The organism is Elstera sp. (assembly GCF_044372965.1).
Lineage (GTDB): Bacteria > Pseudomonadota > Alphaproteobacteria > Elsterales > Elsteraceae > Elstera.
Genome location: NZ_JBILQX010000046.1, coordinates 1 through 22,144 on the forward strand (window position 1 = coordinate 1; position 22,144 = coordinate 22,144).

Here is a 22,144-nt window from a genome sequence, read left to right on the forward strand (position 1 = left end):
GTGATGATCCCGGCAATTCTGATGGCGCTCGCCGTGGTGCGGGAGAAGGAAATGGGCACGATTGCCAATTTCTACGTTACCCCCACCAGCCGTTTCGAGTTTCTGATCGGCAAGCAACTGCCCTATGTGGCCGTGGGCATGGTGAATTTTACGCTGATGAGCCTGATGGCGGTAACGCTGTTCGGCGTGCCATTGAAAGGTAGCATTCTGGGGCTCGTTCTCGGTGCGCTGATCTATGTAACCGCGACGACGGGAATCGGCCTCCTGATGTCCTCCTTCGCGCGCACGCAGATTGCGGCGCTGTTCGGAACAGCGGTCGCCTCGGTCACGCCTGCCGTGCAGTTTTCGGGCATGATGCAGCCGGTGAATACCTTGGAGGGCGGTGCGCGCGTGATCGGTACGCTCTTCCCCACCACCTATTTCATGAAAATCAGCGTCGGCACCTTCACCAAAAGCCTGAGCTTTTTTGACGTGTTGCCGTTTCTGCTGGCGCTCCTCGCTTTCGTTCCCGTGCTCTGGGGCCTGTCGATGGCTCTGTTGCCGAAGCAGGAGCGCTGAATATGGGCCGCTTCGTCAATATCTCCGCCCTGATGGGGAAGGAATTTTCCAGCCTGCTGCGCGATTTCGCCCTGCTGGCCTTTGCCATTTACGCCTTCAGTTTTGCGATTTATTCCCAAGCGAACGGCCTGTCGCACGAGGTGCATCGGGCCGCGATGGGCATTGTCGATGAAGACCGCTCGCAGCTTTCCGGGCGTTTAATGTCGGCCTTCACCGCGCCGCGTTTTCAGCCACCGGAAATCATCCGCCCGAACGAAATCGACGGGGCGATGAATGCCGGGCGCTTTACCTTCGTGCTCAATATCCCGCCGAACTTCGAAGCCGATGCCCGCGCCGGGCGCGCGCCGACCTTACAAGTTCTGGTGGATGCGACCGCCATGATGCAGGCGGGCATTGGCGCAAGCTATATTCAGGCGATGGTGCTGGACGAAACCAAGCGCTTCTTGAGCCGCAATGATGCCGCCCCCGCCCCGTCCCCCGTGGCCGTGCAAGTGCGCTTCGCCTTCAATCAAGACCTGTCTTCGCCGCGCTTTACCGGGGTGATGGCCCTGATCGATAATATCACCATGCTGTCGATTCTGCTGGCCGGGGCTGCCCTGGTGCGCGAGCGCGAGCATGGGACTATTGAACATCTGCTGGTGCTGCCCGTCCGCCCCATCGATATTATGATGGCGAAGATTCTGGCAAACGGCGCGGTTATCCTTGGCCTCACGGCGCTGTCGCTGAAACTGGTGATCGAAACCGCCCTGTCGGTGCCGCTGGCGGGCTCGATCCCGCTATTTTTGGCGGGGGTTGCGCTTTATCTGTTTTTCACCACGGCACTGGGGCTGTTTCTCGGCACCGTGGCGAAATCCATGCCGCAACTGGGGCTGATCTTCATTCTGGTCTTCTTGCCGATGAACCTGCTGTCGGGCGGGCAAACCCCGCGCGAGAGCATGCCGGAAGTCCTGCAATATGTGATGCTGCTTTCCCCCTCCACCCACTTTGTGGCGATTGCCCAGGGCATCCTCTATCGCGGCGCGGGGCTGGAGGTTGTGTGGGTGAATTTCCTCTCCACGGCGTTGATCGGCGGGGCCTTCTTCCTGCTCAGCCTGAAGCGCTTCCGCTCTCACCTCTCGACCTTCGGCTGAGCCGGGTTACGCCGCCCGCACATCCGAGAGGAAGCTGGAAAGCTCGGTCCGCAGCACGCCCGTTTCCCGGCTCAGGTTCTGCGCCGAACTCAACACCTCCCCCGCGCTGCTGGACGTCACATCGATCCCTTGCCGGATACGCGCCAGCGATCTTGTAACGCTCTCCGCCCCGGCAGCGGCATTGCTCGCCTGTTTACCGATCTCGCGCGTTGCCGTGGATTGCTCTTCCACCGCGCTGGCGATACTGGCGGCAATCGTCGCAACATGGGTGATGACGCTGGAAATGGTGCGGATCGACTCCGCCGTTTCCTCCGCCACCCGCTGCACATCGGCCACTTGGGCGGCGATTTCATCCGTCGCCTTACTGCTCTGCCCGGCGAGGGTTTTAACTTCGGAGGCGACAACGGCAAAGCCTTTGCCCGCCTCCCCCGCCCGCGCCGCCTCAATCGTGGCGTTCAGCGCCAGCAGGTTGGTTTGATTGGCGATCTGATTGATGAGCGACACGACATCGCCAATCTTGCGGCTACTAATCTCCAACAACCCTACGGACCGCATGCCCGCTTCCGCCTTCTCGCGCGCTTCATCGGCGATTTTTTGGCTGAGCGCCGCCTGCCGGGCGATTTCGGCAATCGAACTGTCGAGCTCATCGCTGGCAACCGCGACCGACTGGATCGAATCGGAGGCCAGGGCCGAGGCATCGGCGATCTGATTGCCCTGCACGGTCGCCTCTTGGGAGACGCTGGCGAGCGATTGCGCGGTTCCTTCCAGCCGATTGGCGGCATCGGCCAATTCACCCAAGAGCCCGTGGGTCATCGTATCGAGCCCTTTGGTGAGGGCGTCGAGGCGGCGAAGGCGGGCTTCGCGCGCCGCTTGATCTTGCGCTTGCGCAAGCTCCAAATCCTGCCGCGCCAAGGCATTTGTGCGAAAACTATCCAGCGCCGCCGCCAGCGCCCCGATCTCCCCCCGCGCATGGGGCATTTGAACGGCGGCGTCGAGATCCCCCGCCGCAAGGTCGCGCATCGCCTGCGTAATCGTGCGCAGCGGCCCGGTGATGGAGAGCGCGATGAGGACCGCGCCGAGACTGCCGATGGCGAGCGCTATCGAAGGGAAGACGACCGATTGCAGGGTTGCAAACTGCGCCGTTTCCGAGGTTGCGCCGATCAGCGCGGCTTGATCGGCCTGCGCCGCCTCGCTGGTCGCCCGCAGGCGCTCGGCGAGCTTCATTTGGATAGGAACCAGCTTGTTGAGCCGCAGGCCTGAGCGCTCAATCAGCAGGTCGCTGGATTGTTTGAGCAGCCCCGCGTAACTTTCGATGGCGGGCAGAAGTTTGGCGAAAGCATCCACCTCTTCCGAGCCATTCGCGCCCGCCGAAAGCGTTTTGGCGATCGTTTGCGCCTCTTGCCAACCGCTCAATAACCGGCTCGCCCGCCCCGGCAATTGATCCGCCGCTGATCGGGTGAGCCCGGCCCCGGCAAGTTCGGCCAAGGCGAGGCTTTGTTTAATCCCGTCATCGAGCCGGGTGCCGAGATCGGCAATCGCCGCCACACCTTCCGCATCGAAAATTAGCTTGCGATGATCGGCAATCGCCTTAATCGCAGGCGGGAAGACGGCTTCCACGCTGGGCATTTTTCCGCGCACCGCCGCCAGTTGGTCGGACACGGCAACGGTTTGGCGCACACTCTCGGAATAGTCCCGATAGGGCGGCTCCAGGGCCGTATCGAAGGCAGCAATTCGGCGCGCGCCATCCGCCAAGAGGGCGGGCACCGCCGCCCCCTCCGAGAGAATAGCCGCATCAATCTTCGGCCATAGGCCCGTCAGCGCCAGATCCAATTGCGCTGCCGCCGTGCTGGTTTCGGCGATGCGCTTTACGTGGCGCAGATTATCCGAAACCTTTTCGAGCGCCGCCCAGGACAAGAGCCCCAGGACGGCGATCAGAAGGATCAACAGTCCAAACCCCAGCGTGATCCGGCGGGTAATGGTAATCCCGTTCAGCCATGTAAAGAGTGAAGCCATACCGGAAATCCTCTGCCTCAAGGGGTGCCGAAACCGCCACCGCCGGGGGTTTCGATGACGAAACAGTCGCCCGCCGTCATCGCGACCTCGTGGGTTGCGCCGAATTCCTCCCGGAGGCCATCTTTTCGGTCCACATAGTTCCGCCCAACCGCGCCGGGCTGACCGCCTGCGAGGCCGAAGGGAGGGATCTTGCGGCGGTTGGCGAGAATTGCCGCTGTCATCGGTTCTAAGAACCGAACCCGGCGAATAACGCCATCTCCGCCGTGGAAATGACCGGCCCCGCCTGAATTGTTGCGCAGTCCGAAGCTCTCCAGCAAGACCGGAAAACGCCATTCCAGAATTTCCGGGTCGGTCAGGCGCGAATTCGTCATATGCGTGTGGACGCCGGACATCCCGTGGAAGGTAGCCCCTGCCCCCGCACCACCGCAGATCGTTTCGTAATACTGGTAGGTATCATTACCGAAGGTGAAATTATTCATCGTCCCCTGCGCCCCGGCCATGATGCCGAGCGCGCCATAGAGCGTATCGGTAATCACCTGGCTGGTTTCCACGTTCCCGGCGACCACGGCGGCGGGGTAGCGCGGGTTCAGCATGCAGCCTTCCGGAATGACAATTTCCAAGGGGCGTAAGCAGCCTGCATTCATCGGAATATCGTCGGGCACCAGCGTGCGGAAGACATAGAGCACCGCCGCCCGGCAAATGCTGGAGGGGGCGTTAAAGTTCGTTGGCTGCTGCGGACTTGTGCCGGTGAAATCGATCTTCGCCGAGCGCTTGGCCCGATCAATGGTAACGGTCAGGGCGATGGTTGCGCCATCGTCCATCTCGTATGAAAAACTGCCGTCTTTCAGGGCGTCGATGACGCGGCGCACCTGTTCTTCGGCGTTATTCTGGACATGGCCCATATAGGCGCGGACCACGGCGAGGCCGAATTGATCGACCATGCGGCGCAATTCCGTTGCCCCGCGTTCGTTCGCCGCGATCTGTGCGCCGAGATCGGCGATATTCTGGTCGATATTGCGGGCGGGGTACGGGCCGGAGGCGAGCAGCGCCCGCATTTCGGCTTCGCGGAAGCGCCCGCGTTCGACCAGCAGGAGATTGTCGATCAACACGCCCTCTTGATCGACCGTTTTCGACGTCGGCGGCATGGAGCCCGGCGTAATCCCGCCGACATCGGCGTGATGGCCGCGGCTGGCGGCGTAGAAAGTCGGCTGGGTCTCGCCGTCCAAGAAAATCGGCGTAATCACGGTAATATCGGGCAGATGCGTGCCACCATTATACGGCGCGTTCAGCACGTAAACGTCACCCGGCCCCATCCCATTGCCATGCTGACGGATCACCGCCTGCACCGAATCGCCCATCGAGCCCAAATGCACCGGCATATGCGGGGCGTTGGCAATCAGATTGCCGTCGCCGTCAAAAATGGCGCAGGAGAAATCCAAGCGTTCCTTGATGTTCACCGAGTGGGACGTGTTCTCCAAGGTGGAGCCCATCTGTTCGGCAATCGACATGAAGAGATTGTTGAAAACCTCCAACATGACCGGGTCGACATTCGTGCCGACCGCAAAGCTTTTTTCCAGCGGCACGACGCGGGTGAGGACCAGATGGCCGCGCTCGGTGAGTTCGGCTTCCCAGCCGGGTTCGATCACATTGGTGCCGGTCGGCTCGATAATCATCGCCGGGCCGGGCACCCTATCGCCCGCCAGCAGTTTTAGCCGGTCATACACCCCGACCAAATGCGCCTTGCCCGCCGTAAAGATCGACACTTGGGCAATCGCTTCGGGTGCGCCCTCGGTGCGCAGCGGCACCGGCGCATCTTGGTGGCGGTCCATCATACCGACGACTTCGACCGCCACCGCTTCGACGATCTGCGCTTTACCGGCGACGATGAAACCGTAGCGGCGGCGGTGGGCATCTTCGAAGCGGCGGATCAGTTCCGCCAGCGCGTCCGGCCCTTCCGGCAGTTCAACGACGAGGAAAGCGTCGGTGCCCTCATAGCGCAGGCGCAGCGTCGGGATCGCCCGCATCTGCGTGTCGGGAATATCCTGGCTGGCGAGTTCGGCTTTGGCCCCAACCGTGAGATCGGCCACGATCCCGGCGAGATTCGGCAGCAAAGCGTCCGCCAGCGGCGCTTCCACCGCCGCCTCGCGCATCACGCGGAAATCGGCCAGCCCCATGCCATAGGCCGAGAGAACTCCCGCCAGCGGATGCAGGAAAACCTTCGTCATGCCCAGCGAATCGGCAACCAAACAGGCGTGCTGCCCTCCCGCCCCGCCGAAGCTGCACAGGGTATAATCGGTCACATCATAGCCGCGCTGGATCGAGATTTCTTTAATGGCGTTGGCCATATTCTCGACGGCGATTTTCAAGAACCCGTCCGCCACCTCCTCCGGCGTGCGCGGGCTGCCGGTGAGGCGGGTGATTTCCGCCGCCATCTCGGCAAACTTCGCCGCCACCGCGGCGCGGTCCAGCGGCTGATCGCCGTTGAGGCCGAAGACTTTCGGGAAGAAAGCCGGATCGAGTTTCCCCACCATCACATTGGCGTCGGTTACGGTCAGCGGGCCATTGCGGCCATAGGCGGTCGGCCCCGGATTGGCCCCGGCGGAATGCGGGCCGACGCGAAAACGGGTGCCGTCGAACCCGAGGATCGAGCCGCCCCCCGCCGCCACCGTGTGAATCTGCATCATCGGCGCGCGCATGCGTACGCCCGCCACCTGCGTATCAAAGGCGCGTTCATACTCCCCGGCGTAGTGCGACACGTCGGTGGAGGTGCCGCCCATGTCGAAGCCGATCATCTTTTGGAAGCCCGCCGACAGGGTCGATTGTACCGCGCCGACAATGCCGCCTGCCGGGCCGGACAGGATCGAATCCTTGCCCTGGAACAGTTTCGCGTCGGTCAAACCGCCGTTCGACTGCATGAACAACAACCGCGTGCCGCCGAGTTCGCCCGCCACTTGATCGACATAGCGGCGCAGAATCGGCGAGAGATAAGCATCGACAACCGTGGTATCGCCGCGCCCAACCAGCTTCATTAGTGGGCTAACCTCGTGGCTGACCGAGACTTGCGTGAAGCCGATTGCCCGCGCCAAGTCCGCCGCCGCTTTTTCATGCGCCGTATAGCGGTAGCCGTGCATGAACACGATGGCGCAGGAGCGAATCCCATCGGCGTAGGCGGCTTCCAGTTCAGCTTTCGTCGCGGCCAAATCCAGCGCCTGTTCTACCGTGCCATCGGCGCGCACCCGTTCCTGCGCCTCAATCACGCGCTCATAGAGCAGTTCGGGCAAATGAATATCGAGCGCAAAAATATCGGGCCGGTCTTGATAGGCGATGCGCAGCGCATCGCGGAAGCCTTGGGTAATCAGCAGCACCGTCCGGTCGCCTTTGCGCTCCAGCAGCGCGTTAGTGGCGACCGTCGTGCCCATTTTCACCGCCGCGATTTTTTCGGCGGGAATGGGGGCGCTGCCCGGCACCTCCAGAAACTCCCGGATCGCCTGAAGCGCGGCGTCGCGGTAGCGTTCGGGATTTTCCGACAGAAGCTTTTTGGTCAGTAAGCGACCGTCGGGCCGCCGGGCGACGACATCGGTAAAGGTGCCGCCCCGGTCGATCCAAAATTGCCACTGCCCGTTGGAGGTGCCGTCCGGCATGATCTTTTTCCTTATTTAGATACCGAGATAAGCGCGACGCACACCGTCGTCAGCCGCAATCTCGGCAGAAGTTCCTGAAAGCGCAACCCGGCCCGTTTGCAACACATAGGCGCGGTCGGCGACATCGAGGCATTCGGCCACCCGCTGTTCGACCAGCAGAACCGTGGTGCCCCGGTCGCGGATGCGGCGCACGGCTTCGAGCAGTTCATCGACCAGCTTGGGCATGATCCCCTGACTGGGCTCGTCGAGCATTAGAAGGCGCGGTTGCCCCATCAGCGCCCGGCCAATGGCGAGCATCTGCTGCTCGCCGCCCGAGAGGGTTTCGGCCTGCTGATCCATCCGTTCGGCAAGGCGCGGAAACAGCGAGAAGATAAACTCCAGCGGCGCGTTGCGCTCCGGCCCCTTCGGCTTCGTGTAGCCGCCGAGCATGAGGTTATCGCGCACCGACAGGCGGGGAAACAGCCGCCGCCCCTCCGGCACTAAGGCAACCCCCGTTCGGGCAACGCCATGGGCGGGGATTGCGAGAAGATCGGTGCCTTCGAAGGAGACGCTCCCCCGATCCGGCTTGATCCAACCCGCGATGCTTTTCAGCAGCGTGCTTTTGCCCGCCCCATTGGAGCCGACGACGGCGACGATTTCGCCCTGTTTCACCTCCAGGGAAATTCCCTGGATGGCGACCAGCCCCTTGTAGGAGCTTTGGAGATCAGTGACGGTTAGCATAGCGATCCCCCAGATAGGCTTTAATGACCTCGGGATTCCGAATAACTTCGGTCGGCTTGCCTTCGGTCAGCACTTTGCCGAAGTTCAGCACCACCGCCCGATCGACCAGCGGCATGACGATTTCCATGACGTGTTCGACCATCAGCACCGTAATGCCCTTCTTGCGGATGGCCCGAACCAACTCCACCCCGGCTTGCGCCTCGGTGGGAGTAAGGCCGGTCATCACTTCATCGAGCAGCAGCAGGCGCGGTTTTGTCGCTAAAGCCCGCGCCACTTCCAGGCGGCGCTTTTCCGGCGGGGTGAGTTCGACCGCGAGCCGATCCGCCCGATGGGCAAGGCCGGTCCATTCCAGGGTTTCCATCGCCAGGTTTTTCGCGGCTTTGGTGGATTTGGCCCGGTTGTAAGCCCCGACGGTGACGTTTTCGAGCACGGTCATCGAGTCGAAGCTGCGCACCACTTGGAACGTCCGCCCGATTCCGGCGGCACAGCAGGCCGCCGCATCGAGCCCGGTGATATTCTTTCCCTCGAACCAAACTTGGCCCGAGGTGGGCGGCAAGGCCCCGGCGATGATGTTGAACATTGTGGATTTCCCGGCCCCGTTCGGGCCGATCAATCCCAGGATTTCCCCTTCCTCGAGAGTGAAGGACACATCGGTATTCGCCGCCAAACCGCCGAACTGCCGACAGATTTTATCGACGCGCAAGAGGCTCATGGCGCAACCTTTCGTGAGGCAAGAGGCGTGCGGGACAGAATGCGGCGGCGCTTAATATCCGCCCAGAGGCCCACGATGCCCTCGGGTTTCACCAGGGCAATCACCATAATGATGCTGCCGTAGAAAATCAGATCGAGACCCTGGCCACTGCCGCCGATGTAAGAACGGGTGAGTTCGGAAATCGGGATTAGCACCGCCGCGCCCACAATCGGCCCCCACAGGGTTCCAAGGCCGCCCAACACCGCCGGAAGCGTCATGAGGAGCGAAATCTGGAAGTTCATCACGCTTTCGGGGTCGATATAGCTCACGAACTGGGCGTAAAACGCGCCGCCGACGCCGGTAAAGAAGGCGGAAATTGCCACCGCCTGCATTTTCGAGGCGAAAATCCCAACGCCCAGGCTTTGGGCCGCATCGGCATTATCCTTCACCGCTCGCCAGTAATGGCCGAGACGACCGCCGTCGATGGTGTAGGTTACGAGCCACAGGATCGCGGCATAGCCGAGGGCAACGTAATAGAAGGGCAGTTTCGCGGTTTGGAACTGCAGCATCACCCAGCTATCGCCCAGGAAGGGGATATAAATGCCCAAAGTTCCGCCGACCCACGGCCAGGATTGGAACAGCAACAGCGCGCCTTCGGCAATCACGATCGTGGCAATCACGAAGTAATGGCCTTTCAGGCGGAAGAGCGGCCAGCCGATCAAGAGCGCAAGAGCGGCGGCCAAACTCCCCCCGAACACCATCCCGAACCAGGGGGAGGCGCCAAGATGGGTGAGCAGCAGCGTGGAGGTATAAGCTCCAATCCCAAAATACAGGGCGTTCCCTAAGGAAATTTGCCCGCAGTAGCCGCCAAGAATATTCCAGGCCTGGGACAGGCCCGCATACAGCAGCGTTAGAATGAGAATGTTGAGGATTGTGACACTGCTAATGCCAAGGGGCAGCAGCAGGAGGAACACCATCAGAACCGCGCCCGCGGCGAGATGGCGGCGGCGGGGATTTAGAACCCCCGCAAGATTAGAGTTTGCCAAAGAGGCCTCGCGGACGCAGGAGAACGGTGAGGAGATACAGCGCGAAAATGCCAAGCTGCTTGAGCGCGGGTTCCATGACGACCGCCGAGACGGACTCGACGAGGCCGACCAACAGACCGGCAGCCAAAGCGCCCATCAAATTGCCGAAACCGCCCGTCGCAACCGTCACATAGGCAATCAGTGCGAACGTCGCCCCAACGCCGGGATGGACATAGTAGAAGGTGGAGAGCATCGCGCCAGCAACGCCGACCGCAGCGGCCCCCAAGGCCCAGCCGAGGGCGAAGATTTTGTGCCGGTCGATGCCGATGAGGCTTACGGCTTCGCTATCCTCGCGGGTGGCTTCCAAAGCGCGGCCGAAATCGGTGCGTTGGATCAGCAAATACAGGGCAAGGAAGGCCAGCAGGCAAACCGCGCCCGCCGCAAGCTGCGGCAAGGGCAGAAACACGCCCGCAATTTCAATCGTTTTATCGGCAACGATACTGTCTTTGATGCTGCGGTATTCCGGCGTCCAAAAAAGCTGCGCCAGGCCGCGCATGGTGATGGCAAGGCCGAAGGTGGCGAAAATCTGCACCATCCCGGCATTCACCTTGGCCGCCAAAGCGCGTTTGACGACGGTGCGGTAAATGAATATCCCAAACCCCGCCATGACTAAGGCCGTTGCGGGCATCAACAAAATCGGATCGAGGTTGAGGAAGAGATAGAGACCGAAGGTGACATACATGGAGGTCATCAAGAACTCGCCGTGGGCGAAATTGACGACATCCATCAACCCGAAGATAAGCGACAATCCGGCGGCAATCAGCGCGTAGATCAAACCGATCAACAGGCCGCTGGCCACCAATTGGGCGATGGCGGAAAAGGTCATGGGCCAGACTTCTCGATCAAGGGGGGCTGCGCCACGGGGGGAGGGAACGGGCGCAGCCCGAGGGCGGCGCCGGGGGGAACGAGCGCAGCCCCATTGAAACTAGGCGGATTACCGGCCGGGGATCGGCCAAACCACCGGGCGGCTTGCCGTCTCGAACGGCCATACCGAGCGATATACGCCGTCTTGCACTTGGATCAGCACAGGGGTTGCGCCGGTATTTTGGCCGGTTTCATCGAAGCGGATATTCGCCCACGGCATAATCGTCTTATCGCCCGCAATATCGGTTTTTTGCAGGGCGGCGCGAATATCTTCATTCTTGGCCGACCCTGCGCGGTCGATGGCATCGGCCATGACCAGAACCGCCATAAGCTGACGGGCGCTATTATCGTTCAGATCCTTACCGCTGCGCTTTTTATACATCTCGTTGATCTTGCCGATAACCGGGCGCTTTTCTTGCAAATCGAGCGAGAAGCTGGAGCGGCTGATAATCCCCTCCGCCTTGTCGCCCACCGCCTGCAAAAACGCCTGTTCGGCAAAACCCGCCGCCTGGGCAACGATGGCCTGCGGCTTATAACCAAGCTCGCCCATCGTTTTCAGCAGCAGAATCGCGTCGGTGGTATAGCTCGACGGCATCAGAACCGGCGCACCCGCCGATTTAAGCTGCTGCACTTCCGAGGTCAGCGACGGGCTATTAGCGCGATATTTAATATCGCCCGCCACTTTAATGCTGCGCTCGCCCGCAAGCTTGCGCTGAATATTGGAACTATCGGTGCCGAAAATCGTATCTTCGTAGAAGAACGCGACCTGATCGACGCCGATGTTTTTCTTATCCTTCATGTCCTTATAAAAATCGAACATGGCTTGCGAGAACATTTCATCGTGGGCCGTGGTGCGGAAGAACCACTTCAGGCCGCGCCGATGCAGGCTGGGCGAGGAGGAATCGGCGGCCAGGAACGGCACCTGATAGCGTTCGGCCACCTGGCTGACCACGGCGGCGACGGCGCTGTTATAGGCGCCGATGAGCGCCGAGACCTTATTTTCGGTAATCAGGCGTTCGGCTTCGGCGCGGCCCTTTTGCGGGTCGGCCTGATGATCGGCGAACACAAGCTTGATCTTAGCCCCGCCAAGCTTGGCCAAACCGGCCCCCGGCCCTTGAATAACATCGAGATCGACCGATTCATTGATGATTTCGGCGGCGGTTTCCATCGCGGCGCGCGCGTCGATCCCGGTCTGGGCACCCGCGCCCGACATGGGCTCGATCACACCAATAGTAATTTCCGGTGCCTGCGCCCAAACCGGGGCAACAACACCAATGCACAAAGCCGCCGAAGCGAGCAAAGATTTTACGCTGACCATGACCTAAGCCTCCATTATTATCGTGATTTAGGGTCTAGACTTGCGGTTTACCCGTGCCGCAGGTCGGTAATCAGCATGCACCCCGGCGAATGGGTGATGCAGAAGTCAGGGCGGGCGTTTTGGATAACGCTTTGCGGCGTAACCCCGCAGGCCCAGAAAACCGGCACTTCGCCGTCTTCAATCGTAACCGCGTCGCCGTAGTCGGGCTCTGCGATGTTGGAAATGCCGATCTGATCGGGGAAACCAAAATGCACCGGGCCGCCGTGCATATCGGGAAAACGGTTGGTAATCTCGATGGCGCGCAGCGCGTCCGCCGGTTTCAAGGGGCGCATGGAAACAACCATCGGCCCCGAGAACGGCCCTACGGGCACGGTCGGTACATTGGTTCGATACATGGCCACATTGCGCTTTTGCGCTACGTGCCGCAGCGGAATCCCTGCCTCAATCAGCGGCGCTTCGAAGGTAAAGGAGCAGCCGATGACGAAGGTCACGAGATCGTCGCGCCAGAGCGCCGCAATATCGGTTTCCTCGCCGGTGAGCGACCCGTGATGGAATATCCGGTAGCGCGGCAGATCGTGGCGAATATCGATCCCCGCCCCCAAACCCGGCAAAGCCGGATCCCCAACGCGGGATTCAGCCAAGACTGGGCAAGATTTCGGGTTGGCTTTACAGAAGGCGCGAAAATCATCGGCATACTTCTGCGGCAGAATAACCACATTCCCTTGAGTATAGCCCGGCGCAAAGCCCGAGGTATGGCCGGTTATAATGCCCGAGCGAATGAGTTTGCGGACCGATTGAGCATCGGTAACTGTCTGGACATCCATTGTGTCAAGATCCCTCTGCGGTGACATTTTTATGAAGCCATTCGCGGGGGTCATTCGTCCAATTTTATTTTTAGACGTAGTTTGATAAATAAAATTTATCATTCGAGGTTTAACTCAATTTGCAACCTGACCATTAAGTCAAATTCAGGCGCAACCAAGTTGCTGCAATAGAGCCACCTGCCCTTTGTTTAAACAGCCTCGGCTATTTCCTGGGCAATCGCCGCAACCAGCACGGCGAGCGAGTTATTGGGCGTATTCACATAGGTCGCGGTAAAAACCAGATCGGGCAGTGCCGTTTTCGTAGGCAATAGGCGCAGTTTTCCCGCCGCCAATTCTTCTTGCACCACGGTCGGCGGAATCGCGCTTATGCCGATTGAATCCATCGTCATGCGCACGATGGACGAGAGTGAACTATTCCCAAATACCCGCACGCCCGGCACATTATTGCGCTTAAAAAGGTCGATAATCTGGTGATAAGGCCGCGACGCGCGCGAATAGGTGATGATCGGCCATTGCGCCAAATCGGCGAGCGACAGGGGCGTTGTCTGCTGAACCAACTCCGGCGCGGCCACCCAAGCAATCGGATAGGCGCAGAGCGGCAGATTGGTCACGTTCGGCGCGCTGATCGGCCCCAAGAGCAGCGCCAAATCCAACTGCCCTTCCAACAGGGCATCGCGCAGATTGACCGACACATCAACCGAGATTTCCAGCGTGATCTGCGGGTGCTTTTGGTAGAGTTCTTTCACCAGACGCGGCAGCCACGTATGCACGATGGTTTCCGACAGCCCCAGGCGCACGGTGCCTTTCAGCGAATCGGGGTCGGTGACGGCCATCACCATTTCATCGCGCAACGCCAGAAGCCGTTCCACATACTCCAGCAGTTCGACGCCCTTGACCGTGAGTGTCGGTCGCCGCCCATCACGGTTCAACAGCAGCACGTCCAGGCTGGCCTCAAGCTGAGCGATGCGGGCAGAAATCGCGGGCTGCGTCGTGTTCAGCTTCTCCGCCGTGCCGCGAAAGCTGCCGAGCTTGGCGACCCAAAAGAAGGTTTCGAGATTGCGGAAGTCGATCACGGGGCCTGTCTTTCTGCCCTCGGCAAAGGCGGGCGGCTTAGGCTAGACTAGCGCCCCGCCGAACAGAACCCCCCGCGTGCTATTCGAGCAACGACGAGAGAAACTGTTTTAACTCCGGCGTTTGCGGACTGCCGAATACCGCATCCGGCGGTCCCATCTCGTGCACGCGGCCTTGGTGCATGAAAATCACCCGGTCGGCGACCTTGCGCGCGAAATTCATTTCGTGCGTCACCATCAGCAGGGTCATCCCCTCCTCGGCCAGGCTTTCGACAACGCGTAAGACTTCGCCGACGAGTTCGGGATCGAGCGCCGAGGTGATTTCATCGCAGAGCAACACCCCCGGCTCCATCGCCAGCGCGCGGGCGATGGCAACGCGCTGCTGCTGGCCGCCGGAAAGTTGATCGGGCATTGCATCGAATTTTTCGCCCAAGCCGACGCGCTCCAGCAGCTTGCGCGCCTGGGCCGCCGCCTCCGCCGGGCTGCGCTTTTTCACCAACCCCGGCGCGAGCATGATGTTCCGGCCTACCGACAGATGGGGGAACAGGTTGAAGCTTTGAAAAATCATCCCGACGCGCTGGCGCAAATCGCGCATCGCGGTCGCGCTATCATGGACCAAATCCTTACCGTCGACCGTTAGCGCGCCGTCCTGGAAGGTTTCGAGCCCATTGATGCAGCGCAGCAGCGTGCTTTTCCCGGAACCGCTTTTGCCGATGATGGCGATAACCTCGCCGCGCTCGACCGACAGATCGATGCCCTTCAGCACCTCCGTCGGGCCATAGGATTTGCGCAGGGCCGTGATCTGAACAATAGGAGCTTGATAGGGCGCGGGATCAGCGGCGAGCGACATTGAGTTTCCTTTCAAGCGTCTTGGCGTAGAGGCTGATGGGGTAGCACAGGGCAAAATAGAGCAAGGCCACGCAGGAAAAGACCGTGAAGGGCGCGTAGGTGACGTTGGAAATCATATTCCCGGCGCGGGTCAGCTCGACAAAGCCGACCACCGACGCCAGCGCCGTACCCTTAATAACCTGCACCAGAAACCCTACCGTCGGCGGCACGGCGATTTTCAGGGCCTGCGGTAGAATCACATAGCGCAATTGCTCGCCAAAACTGAGCGCGAGGCTCTGCGAGGCCTCCCATTGACCTTTGGGAATGGCGGCAACGCACCCGCGCCAGATTTCGGTGAGGTACGCGCTCGTATAGAGGGTCAACGCTACCGATACCGACACCCAGACCGACGCCTTAATCCCGAACAGCCCCAAGCCGAAATAGGAGAGGAACAATTGCATCAGCAGCGGCGTGCCCTGAAACAACTGCACGTAGCGCCCAACCATCCGATCTACCCAACGCCGCCCGCCGAGCCGCGCCACCAGCAGCAAACCGCCAACAAGCCCGCCGCCGATGAAGGCGATCAGGGACAGCACAATCGTCCAGCGCGCCGCCAGCAGCAGATTGCGGACAATATCCCAGAGCGAAAAATCGACCATGCCGCTAGCTCCCGAAAATAAACTTGGGACCGGCCCAATTGAGCAAGCGCCGCAATCCCACCGCCAGCAGCAGATAGAGCAGCGTGGCGACGATATAGGCTTCAAAGGTCCGGAAGTTGCTCGCCTGAATCACATTCGCCGCATAGCTTAGCTCTTCGGTCGCGATCTGCCCGCAGACGGCCGAGCCGAGCATAACGATGATGCATTGGCTCACCAGCGCAGGCCACACCCGCTTCAAGGCGGGCGGCAGGACGACGTAAACGAACACCTGCACCCGGCTCAAGGCGAGGCTGTGCCCCGCTTCGATCTGCCCGCGCGGCGTATTCTCGATCCCGGCGCGGATAATCTCGGTGCCATAGGCCCCGAGGTTCAGCACCATCGCGATGATCGAGGCCACTTCCGGCGACAGGCGCACGCCGAGCGACGGCAAACCGAAGAAAATGAAAAAAAGCTGCACGATGAAGGGGGTATTGCGGATGATCTCCACATAACTCCCCACCAGCCACCGCAGCCAAACCGGCCCGCTGGCGCGCGCCCAAGCGCAGGCAATGCCAACGATCAAACCGATGAACATGGCAATCGCCGTCAGCCCGATCGTCCAGGCAATGCCCTTCAGCAGAAACAGCCATTGGCTGAGAATGGCCCAGAAATTCAGGTCAATCTGCATAGAAACCCCAACAGTCAGGGCGAAAAAAAGGGACGGGCGTCAGAACCCGTCCCAGCGCTAAGCCTATTCGGTCAGCGGCAAATCACCGGCTGGGCGGCCCAGCCATTTTTGCGCCAGCTTATCCAGCGTGCCGTCTTTCTTGGCGGCGAGAATGATCTCATTCACCTTACCGCGTAAGGCGGCTTCGCCCTTGGCCACGCCGATAAAGTTGGGGCTATCCTTAATCAGCAGCTTATATTCCACGCCAAGGGACGGATTTTTCTGAATAATCAGCCCGGCGTTGGAAACGCTGGTAGCGATCACCTGGGTTTGCCCGGCAACGAAGGCCGAGGTTGCGGCCGCCTGATCCTCATAGCGTTTGAAATCCATGCTGGCGGGGCCAACCTTAACCAACTCCTGCTCTTCCATCGCGCCCTTGGCGACGGCGATGGTTTTACCGCCGAGATCGTCGAAGCTTTTGATGGCGAGGCTTTTTGGCGCATAAACCGCCTGGAAGAACGGCGCATAAGCGTGGGTGAAATCGATCACCTTCTCGCGCTCCGGGTTCTTGCCCAGGGTGGAGATAACCAGATCGACCTGTTTGGTCTGCACATAGGGAATGCGGTTGGCGCTGGTAACGGGCACCATTTCAAGCTTCGCGCCTAATTTTTCGGCGATCAGTTCCGCAATCGCAATATCGAGCCCCTGGGGTTTGAGATCAATCCCAACGAACCCATAGGGCGGATAATCGGTCGGCACGGCGATCTTGATCACCTTATTCTTGAGAATCGTCTCAAGGGCCGCTTGGGCCTGCGCCGGGGCGGTGCCGAGCGATACGGCCATCATGCCAAGACTGGCAACTAAACCAGCGAGAAACTGACGCTTCGAGGGGCTCATTGGGACACTCCAACAGGGGATAAAATACAAGGTTCCCCCGGCCCGCCCCCAGGGGTTGGCGGGATCAGATCACCGCCGCCTGACGGCCACGATGCAAATCACGCGCCATTCTGCCCCCCTTCCCAACCGCCGCTAACCGCGCCCTGGCCGCAGTGCCGTAAGATCGATCCCCGCCGCCGCAAGATCGGGCGGAAGCGCGGCTCCCGTTGCCAAGGCCGCCGTGAGCCGGGCCAGCGTCGGGGCCATCATAATGCCATAGCCGCCCTGGCCGATAAGCCAAAAGAACCCCTCGACCGCCGGATCGAACCCGAGGACGGGCAACCCATCGGGCACAAAACTGCGCAAGCCCGCCCAGGCGCGCGGCGCGCGTTTCAGCGTGATCCTGGTGTGGGTTTCGAGCCAATCGGCGGTAAGCGCGATATCCAGTTCTTCCGGCTGAATATCCTGAGGCGGAACCGGCGTTTCCTCGCCCAAGGACGCCATAATCGCCCCCGCCTCTGGCCGCAGATACGGGCCTTCGCCGACATATTCCACCAACGGCAGCGTTTCCAGGGCAAGGCCCGGCGGGGTATCGACGACAATCGCCGTGCGGCGCATCGGCGTTAACCCCTGGGGCGCTGCCCCCGCGAGCGCGCCGACCGCGTCCCCCCAGGCACCAGCGGCATTGATGACGGTCCGGGCGCCAATCGTCACGCCGCCCGCCACAACACGCCACAAACCGCCGACGCGCGTGAGCCCCCTTACCGGGGCCGAACAGCCTATCTGCCCGCCCCGGCGCTTAAAGCCGCGCAGATAGGCTTGATGCAGCGCGTCCACATCCATATCGAGCACCCCCGCTTCAAACGCGGCGGCGGTGAAAGTTTCCGGGCGCATCAGCGGCGCTTTTGCTAAAGCTTCGGCAGGCGAGAGGGCAATAATCGGGTGCGCCGGGGACGATTGGGCAATCAGGTCGGCGAGAGCCGCCTCCTGCCCCGGTTTCGCCAAGGTCAGCGCGCCGCGTGGCGTAACCAGCGGCGTTTCGGTAAACCCTCCGGGCGGGTTGGTGAAAAAACCATACCCAGCAGCATTGATCGCCCGTACCTGCGGCGGGCCAAAATTAGCGGTATAAAGCGCCGCCGACCGGCCCGTGCTATGATAGCCGGGCTGATTTTCGGCTTCGAGCAAACAGGTTTTCCCCGCCGCCGCCAGTTCATAGGCCGCCGACGCACCAGAAATTCCCGCGCCGATCACCAAAAAATCAACCGTATCCATTGCGGCGCGCCTCGTCGTTCATCGGAGCAATAAGAAGCCCGTTACCGGTTAAACCGATATCACTCTACCGCCGAGCAAACGTCTTGCACGGCGCGACACGGCTGCCCGCACCTAGCTTTTCGCAGCTATAAATACCTGAATTTATGAGAAAATTGATTTGGAGCGGGTGAAGGGAATCGAACCCTCGTCGTAAGCTTGGGAAGCGGGTCGGAAGCCCTTTTAGGTCAATAAGATAGACGTTTATATCGTTTATTATCAATTAGTTAGGCGGACGTGAATTGACGCGGGAAGACATGGACAGAAAAAGAACGTGGACCAAAATGGACCAAGGATGGACCAGGGCTGGACATTGCGAGGTGCGGGTTGATTCACTGTTTGATCCGGGTTAGAGTACATTGACTAACAGCAGACCCTTAGCTGACTCTCGGCCGATGAGAGTTGGTTAAGCCATAATGTCGAGACGCTGGCCGCGGCCGTTGCGATCAGGAATCGCGGCGGAAAGAAAGTTCCGTAGGCTTTACGAATGATGCCGAACCCTCGGCTATGACGCCGCTTACTCCTCACACCCGCCAATCCTCTCAGAGAAAGCCGGGATAGAGGCGCCCAGAGCGAAAAATATGAGACGGCGATGGGGACTCGACTAGCTTTATCCGCCCTTCACAGAAGGGCGAGGAGCGGTGTCCCGTGCTTGACAGCCCTTATCTTAACCAAACCGAAGCAGCCGAGTTTCTCCGAGTCGTCCCACGAACGCTAATCCGATGGGAAGAAGAGGGCCGACTCAAGCCATTTCGTCCAACAAAAACGAAGAATCGAGGCGGCGGGATCGTCCTTTATCGACTTCAAGACTTGATAAATTTTATAGAAGGGGGGGCGGCGGCAAAGCCAACTGCCGCACCGAAACGCGGTCGGCCTAAAAAGGTCGAGCCGCAGCAGCAACCGACCACTTAACCGAAAAGGCGAACCCCGCCGGATTGCAGTCCGACGGGGTTAAAGCGCTACATTTAGATTTTTTTAAGCAAAAAAACACTAGATGAAGTGCCAAGCCGTGTCAAGTCCGGGTGGCCGTGACCACATATATCGATAGATTTACTACAATTGAATCTATCTGTGACCTCGAGGAATACTACGTGTCTCAGGCGTGGTATGCCCACTCATGTTCCATCAAAAATGGCAAAAAGCCTCGGAGCGCGAAATTCCATCACCCAACTCCGAGTCGGATAGAGAAAGATATCCTCAAAAGCGGATATAATTTTAGAAATAAAGCACTGCTACAAATAGCACCAAGACATGATAAAGAATGCGTCATCGGCATTACAGTTGTGCCTGATGATAGTGATAGAATGGCTATCGCAAATACGCTGAGCATCCTGACAAAATTCGATAACTTACTAGAAAAAAATAAGATTGTTGTAACCGGGTACGCCGCTGTGCCTGAGCCGCAACTTTCGGGGCGATATCATTCTAACAAGGTTTACCGGCTGAAAATTGAGGACGCAGAGAGGTTCATCAAGCTGATCCAAAAGTGTCAGCAGGTGACGTTGATGGAAAGCAAAGAGAGAGATATTCCTGCAATATACAGGTATCACGATTATTTCGCGGACTGCAAAACCTTCGGGTCGTGGCATTTACCGCCGCAACTTTGGTATTCATTAAAGACACTTTTTACGAAAATTGATGGCATTAAATATGTCGAAAATTTGAGGGGTGCAGTCATTAAAATCCGAAGCAAACATTGTAGCGCCGTTGAAAGCCGGGCGTGGAGAAAAGAGAACGACCTGCGACTTAATCGCATTTCCAAAACGAAGGTTCAGCCCTCGATCCTACTATCGCAGCCGCCGCTCACCTTAACTTATTATAATATCACAGACCTAAAAAACAGCCAATTCCAGAGACTTACTCTCAAAACGGCAGCTAACGACCGACCATCAAAGATCATCCTTCCTATCCGACCAGTTCGCCGTCGCCATCACCCGCTTCAGCCCCTTCCGAGGCTCCTCCTAACCACCCATTCCAGGCCGTCCAAGCCCGTCAAGCAGGCCCATCGCCCTCGCCAAACAGGCCCTCCACGTTTGAGAGGCCCGCCGTTCCAGCATCCCCGTAGTCGCTCCCCGCCGAAGCCGAGACCTGAAAATGGTCCTGGCTCTTGGTGCTTCCCCTTCCCTCTCTCCCCCGTATCCTATAAGCTACATCCCAACATGCTCACCATCCGCAAGACCGTAGCCTATGCCGACTGGTTCGCCCGTCTCCGCGATGAGCGCGCGAGAGCACGGATCAACACCCGTCTCTATCGGCTTCAGCATGGCAATCCTGGTGATGCGGAACCCGTGGGCGAAGGCGTGTCGGAACTGCGGATCGACTACGGCCCTGGGTATCGGGTCTACTACAAGGCCCAAGGGCGCAGCATCGTCATCCTCCTGTGTGGTGGCGACAAGAGCACCCAGGCAGCGGACATCAGGCGCGCGAAAGAGATCGCAGCGGATATCGAGGAGTAACGGTCATGGCAATCGACACTACCCCCTGGGACGTGACGGAGTACCTCGGCAGCGAGGAAGCGATAGCGCACTTCCTAGAAGCGATCCTGGAAGAGAATGATCCCTCCCTATTGGCAGCAGCCCTCGGTGACATCGCCAAAGCCCAGGGCATGACGCAGATCGCGCGTGATGCGGGGCTATCCCGTGAGAGCCTCTACAAGGCCCTCAGCAAGGACGGGAATCCAGAGCTTGGCACCGTGATGCGCGTGATGAAGGTGATGGGGTTGAGGCTATCGGCAATGCCGGTAAAAGCTGCGTGACTGAGGGCTTGATATCGTGCCACGCGTCACAATCTATAACCCAGCGTTGCCATGCTATGTTACCCGTCATTGATGGGTGAGAAAAATAGCAGTTTGGTTTGCCCGGCGATATCGTTGAGCCACCCGAATGGTAACGTTAGGAAGGGGGGAGGCTTTGGCCTCCCCCCTGTCTTATTATCCTGGCTTTCAGTCGAGAAGCGAGATCGTCTTCATCGTCCTCCCACCGGTCAACACTCCCTCCGTTGCCGGTCTAGGCGGCATGGGCGGCAGCCCAGCCGGGCGCGATGCCGGGGTTGTTGATGGCACCTTGATCGACCCTGATCCGGTCTCCGTCGAAGGCGCTTTTGGAGCCTCAGCAGGCATGGACGCCGCCACCTGAACGGCTGCTCCATCCGACACAAAGCGCGATACAAAGACCCCACATCCACTACCCAGGAGAAGAGCGATCAAGATCGCCGCTGCTGCCCGGATAGGGCGTGATCGAGGCGCATCATCACCTTTATCTGATGCCCATTGCTCCCAGCGCTCGACCATCTGCCGAGCCTCCGCAAGTTCACCCGTTAAGGCCCCGATCTGCTCCCTCATCGTCCGTAAATCGTCGTCACTTCGGTCGCTTGAAGCCGTCGCCGAAGCCGCCACAATCTCGCTCTTCAGCCGCTCGATTTTCCCCGCCAGCCGGTCCCGATCCTCTGCTGTTTTCGCCGCTTCGTCCCTCGCAGAATCCCTCTCTCTGACCGCCTCCGAAGTCCTCGTTTCCGCTTCCGCCAAAGCCGCCCGCAACCCCTCCGCCGCGTCCGGTTTTACCGGCGCTGGAGCCGTCGTAGCGGGCTTTGCCGCTGCCCTTGGCCTCGACACTTTTTCAACCGAGGCGGGCGCAACCGGCGAGCGGGTAGCACGCGAAAAAGCGACCTTGAGAGAGGCCGGATTGACGTCCTCCCCCGTCATCTCCGACAGCTTGGTAGCAATGCTATCCCAGCCGCCACCATTGCTACGACGCTCCCGTATCATTGATACGTTGGATGCCACGATTTCTGCCAACGACATGCTACGCCCCCTCTAATCTATGCTACGTAGCAAATGATACACCGGCTTAGTAACATGCTACAAGCCTTGCTACGAAGTTAAAGTAACACTTTAAGATACGCTGTTAGCTGAAAA

General features: G+C 59.7%; 19 protein-coding genes. 5 read left to right on the forward strand and 14 right to left on the reverse strand.

The genetic code is table 11. The features are described 5' to 3' along the window. Together ACIQ36_RS08070 and ACIQ36_RS08075 are read left to right on the forward strand one after the other, a co-directional pair. On the forward strand, window positions 1-558 hold a 558-nt coding region (locus ACIQ36_RS08070; protein WP_395828010.1), incomplete at its 5' end, for an ABC transporter permease. Between the two features lie 2 nt (window positions 559-560). Next, complete coding sequence (locus ACIQ36_RS08075) at window positions 561-1,688, forward strand: ABC transporter permease (protein WP_395828013.1); 1,128 nt, start codon at window positions 561-563, stop codon at window positions 1,686-1,688. Window positions 1,689-1,694: 6 nt separating this feature from the next. Here ACIQ36_RS08075 and ACIQ36_RS08080 read toward each other — a convergent pair whose 3' ends face one another. From ACIQ36_RS08080 to ACIQ36_RS08145, 14 genes are all read right to left on the reverse strand, one after another. Then, window positions 1,695-3,701 (reverse strand): methyl-accepting chemotaxis protein, encoded by a 2,007-nt coding sequence (locus ACIQ36_RS08080; protein WP_395828016.1) that lies wholly within the window; start codon window positions 3,699-3,701, stop codon window positions 1,695-1,697. Between the two features lie 17 nt (window positions 3,702-3,718). Further along, window positions 3,719-7,342, reverse strand: coding sequence for a hydantoinase B/oxoprolinase family protein (locus ACIQ36_RS08085; protein WP_395828019.1), 3,624 nt, complete (start codon window positions 7,340-7,342; stop codon window positions 3,719-3,721). A gap of 15 nt (window positions 7,343-7,357) precedes the next feature. Beyond that, on the reverse strand, window positions 7,358-8,068 hold the full coding sequence (locus ACIQ36_RS08090) for an ABC transporter ATP-binding protein (protein ID WP_395828057.1): 711 nt from the start codon (window positions 8,066-8,068) through the stop codon (window positions 7,358-7,360). Next, the gene (locus tag ACIQ36_RS08095) at window positions 8,046-8,774 is read right to left on the reverse strand and encodes an ABC transporter ATP-binding protein (RefSeq protein WP_395828022.1); all 729 of its coding nucleotides are present in this window, start codon (window positions 8,772-8,774) and stop codon (window positions 8,046-8,048) included. Before ACIQ36_RS08095 ends, ACIQ36_RS08090 begins: the two co-directional genes overlap by 23 nt. Beyond that, window positions 8,771-9,799, reverse strand: a complete 1,029-nt coding sequence (locus tag ACIQ36_RS08100) for a branched-chain amino acid ABC transporter permease (protein ID WP_395828025.1) — start codon at window positions 9,797-9,799, stop codon at window positions 8,771-8,773. Before ACIQ36_RS08100 ends, ACIQ36_RS08095 begins: the two co-directional genes overlap by 4 nt. Further along, complete coding sequence (locus ACIQ36_RS08105; protein WP_395828028.1) at window positions 9,786-10,664, reverse strand: branched-chain amino acid ABC transporter permease; 879 nt, start codon at window positions 10,662-10,664, stop codon at window positions 9,786-9,788. Before ACIQ36_RS08105 ends, ACIQ36_RS08100 begins: the two co-directional genes overlap by 14 nt. 108 nt (window positions 10,665-10,772) lie before the next feature. Continuing rightward, the gene (locus tag ACIQ36_RS08110) at window positions 10,773-12,020 is read right to left on the reverse strand and encodes an ABC transporter substrate-binding protein (RefSeq protein WP_395828031.1); all 1,248 of its coding nucleotides are present in this window, start codon (window positions 12,018-12,020) and stop codon (window positions 10,773-10,775) included. 47 nt (window positions 12,021-12,067) lie between these two features. Further along, the gene (locus ACIQ36_RS08115) at window positions 12,068-12,844 is read right to left on the reverse strand and encodes a putative hydro-lyase (RefSeq protein ID WP_395828033.1); all 777 of its coding nucleotides are present in this window, start codon (window positions 12,842-12,844) and stop codon (window positions 12,068-12,070) included. A gap of 188 nt (window positions 12,845-13,032) precedes the next feature. Beyond that, window positions 13,033-13,917: a LysR family transcriptional regulator gene (locus ACIQ36_RS08120; RefSeq protein WP_395828036.1), complete on the reverse strand. Its 885-nt coding sequence runs from the start codon at window positions 13,915-13,917 to the stop codon at window positions 13,033-13,035. A gap of 79 nt (window positions 13,918-13,996) precedes the next feature. After that, window positions 13,997-14,764, reverse strand: a complete 768-nt coding sequence (locus ACIQ36_RS08125) for an amino acid ABC transporter ATP-binding protein (RefSeq protein ID WP_395828039.1) — start codon at window positions 14,762-14,764, stop codon at window positions 13,997-13,999. After that, window positions 14,748-15,401 carry an amino acid ABC transporter permease gene (locus tag ACIQ36_RS08130; RefSeq protein ID WP_395828041.1) on the reverse strand — a complete coding sequence of 218 codons (654 nt, stop codon included), beginning with the start codon at window positions 15,399-15,401 and terminating at the stop codon, window positions 14,748-14,750. Before ACIQ36_RS08130 ends, ACIQ36_RS08125 begins: the two co-directional genes overlap by 17 nt. A gap of 4 nt (window positions 15,402-15,405) precedes the next feature. Next, window positions 15,406-16,068, reverse strand: a complete 663-nt coding sequence (locus ACIQ36_RS08135; RefSeq protein ID WP_395828044.1) for an amino acid ABC transporter permease — start codon at window positions 16,066-16,068, stop codon at window positions 15,406-15,408. A gap of 63 nt (window positions 16,069-16,131) precedes the next feature. Next, a complete protein-coding gene (locus tag ACIQ36_RS08140) occupies window positions 16,132-16,944 on the reverse strand; it encodes a transporter substrate-binding domain-containing protein (RefSeq protein ID WP_395828046.1) in 813 nt (270 codons plus the stop codon). A gap of 132 nt (window positions 16,945-17,076) precedes the next feature. Continuing rightward, window positions 17,077-18,195: an NAD(P)/FAD-dependent oxidoreductase gene (locus ACIQ36_RS08145; protein WP_395828049.1), complete on the reverse strand. Its 1,119-nt coding sequence runs from the start codon at window positions 18,193-18,195 to the stop codon at window positions 17,077-17,079. 684 nt (window positions 18,196-18,879) lie between these two features. On the opposite strand from ACIQ36_RS08145, the gene ACIQ36_RS08150 reads away from it, so the two are divergent. From ACIQ36_RS08150 to ACIQ36_RS08160, 3 genes are all read left to right on the forward strand, one after another. Next, window positions 18,880-19,143, forward strand: a complete 264-nt coding sequence (locus ACIQ36_RS08150) for a helix-turn-helix domain-containing protein (RefSeq protein WP_395828051.1) — start codon at window positions 18,880-18,882, stop codon at window positions 19,141-19,143. Window positions 19,144-20,390: 1,247 nt separating this feature from the next. Next, window positions 20,391-20,687: a type II toxin-antitoxin system RelE/ParE family toxin gene (locus tag ACIQ36_RS08155; RefSeq protein ID WP_395828060.1), complete on the forward strand. Its 297-nt coding sequence runs from the start codon at window positions 20,391-20,393 to the stop codon at window positions 20,685-20,687. A gap of 5 nt (window positions 20,688-20,692) precedes the next feature. Then, window positions 20,693-20,986 carry an addiction module antidote protein gene (locus ACIQ36_RS08160; RefSeq protein ID WP_395828054.1) on the forward strand — a complete coding sequence of 98 codons (294 nt, stop codon included), beginning with the start codon at window positions 20,693-20,695 and terminating at the stop codon, window positions 20,984-20,986. Window positions 20,987-22,144: the final 1,158 nt, after the last annotated feature.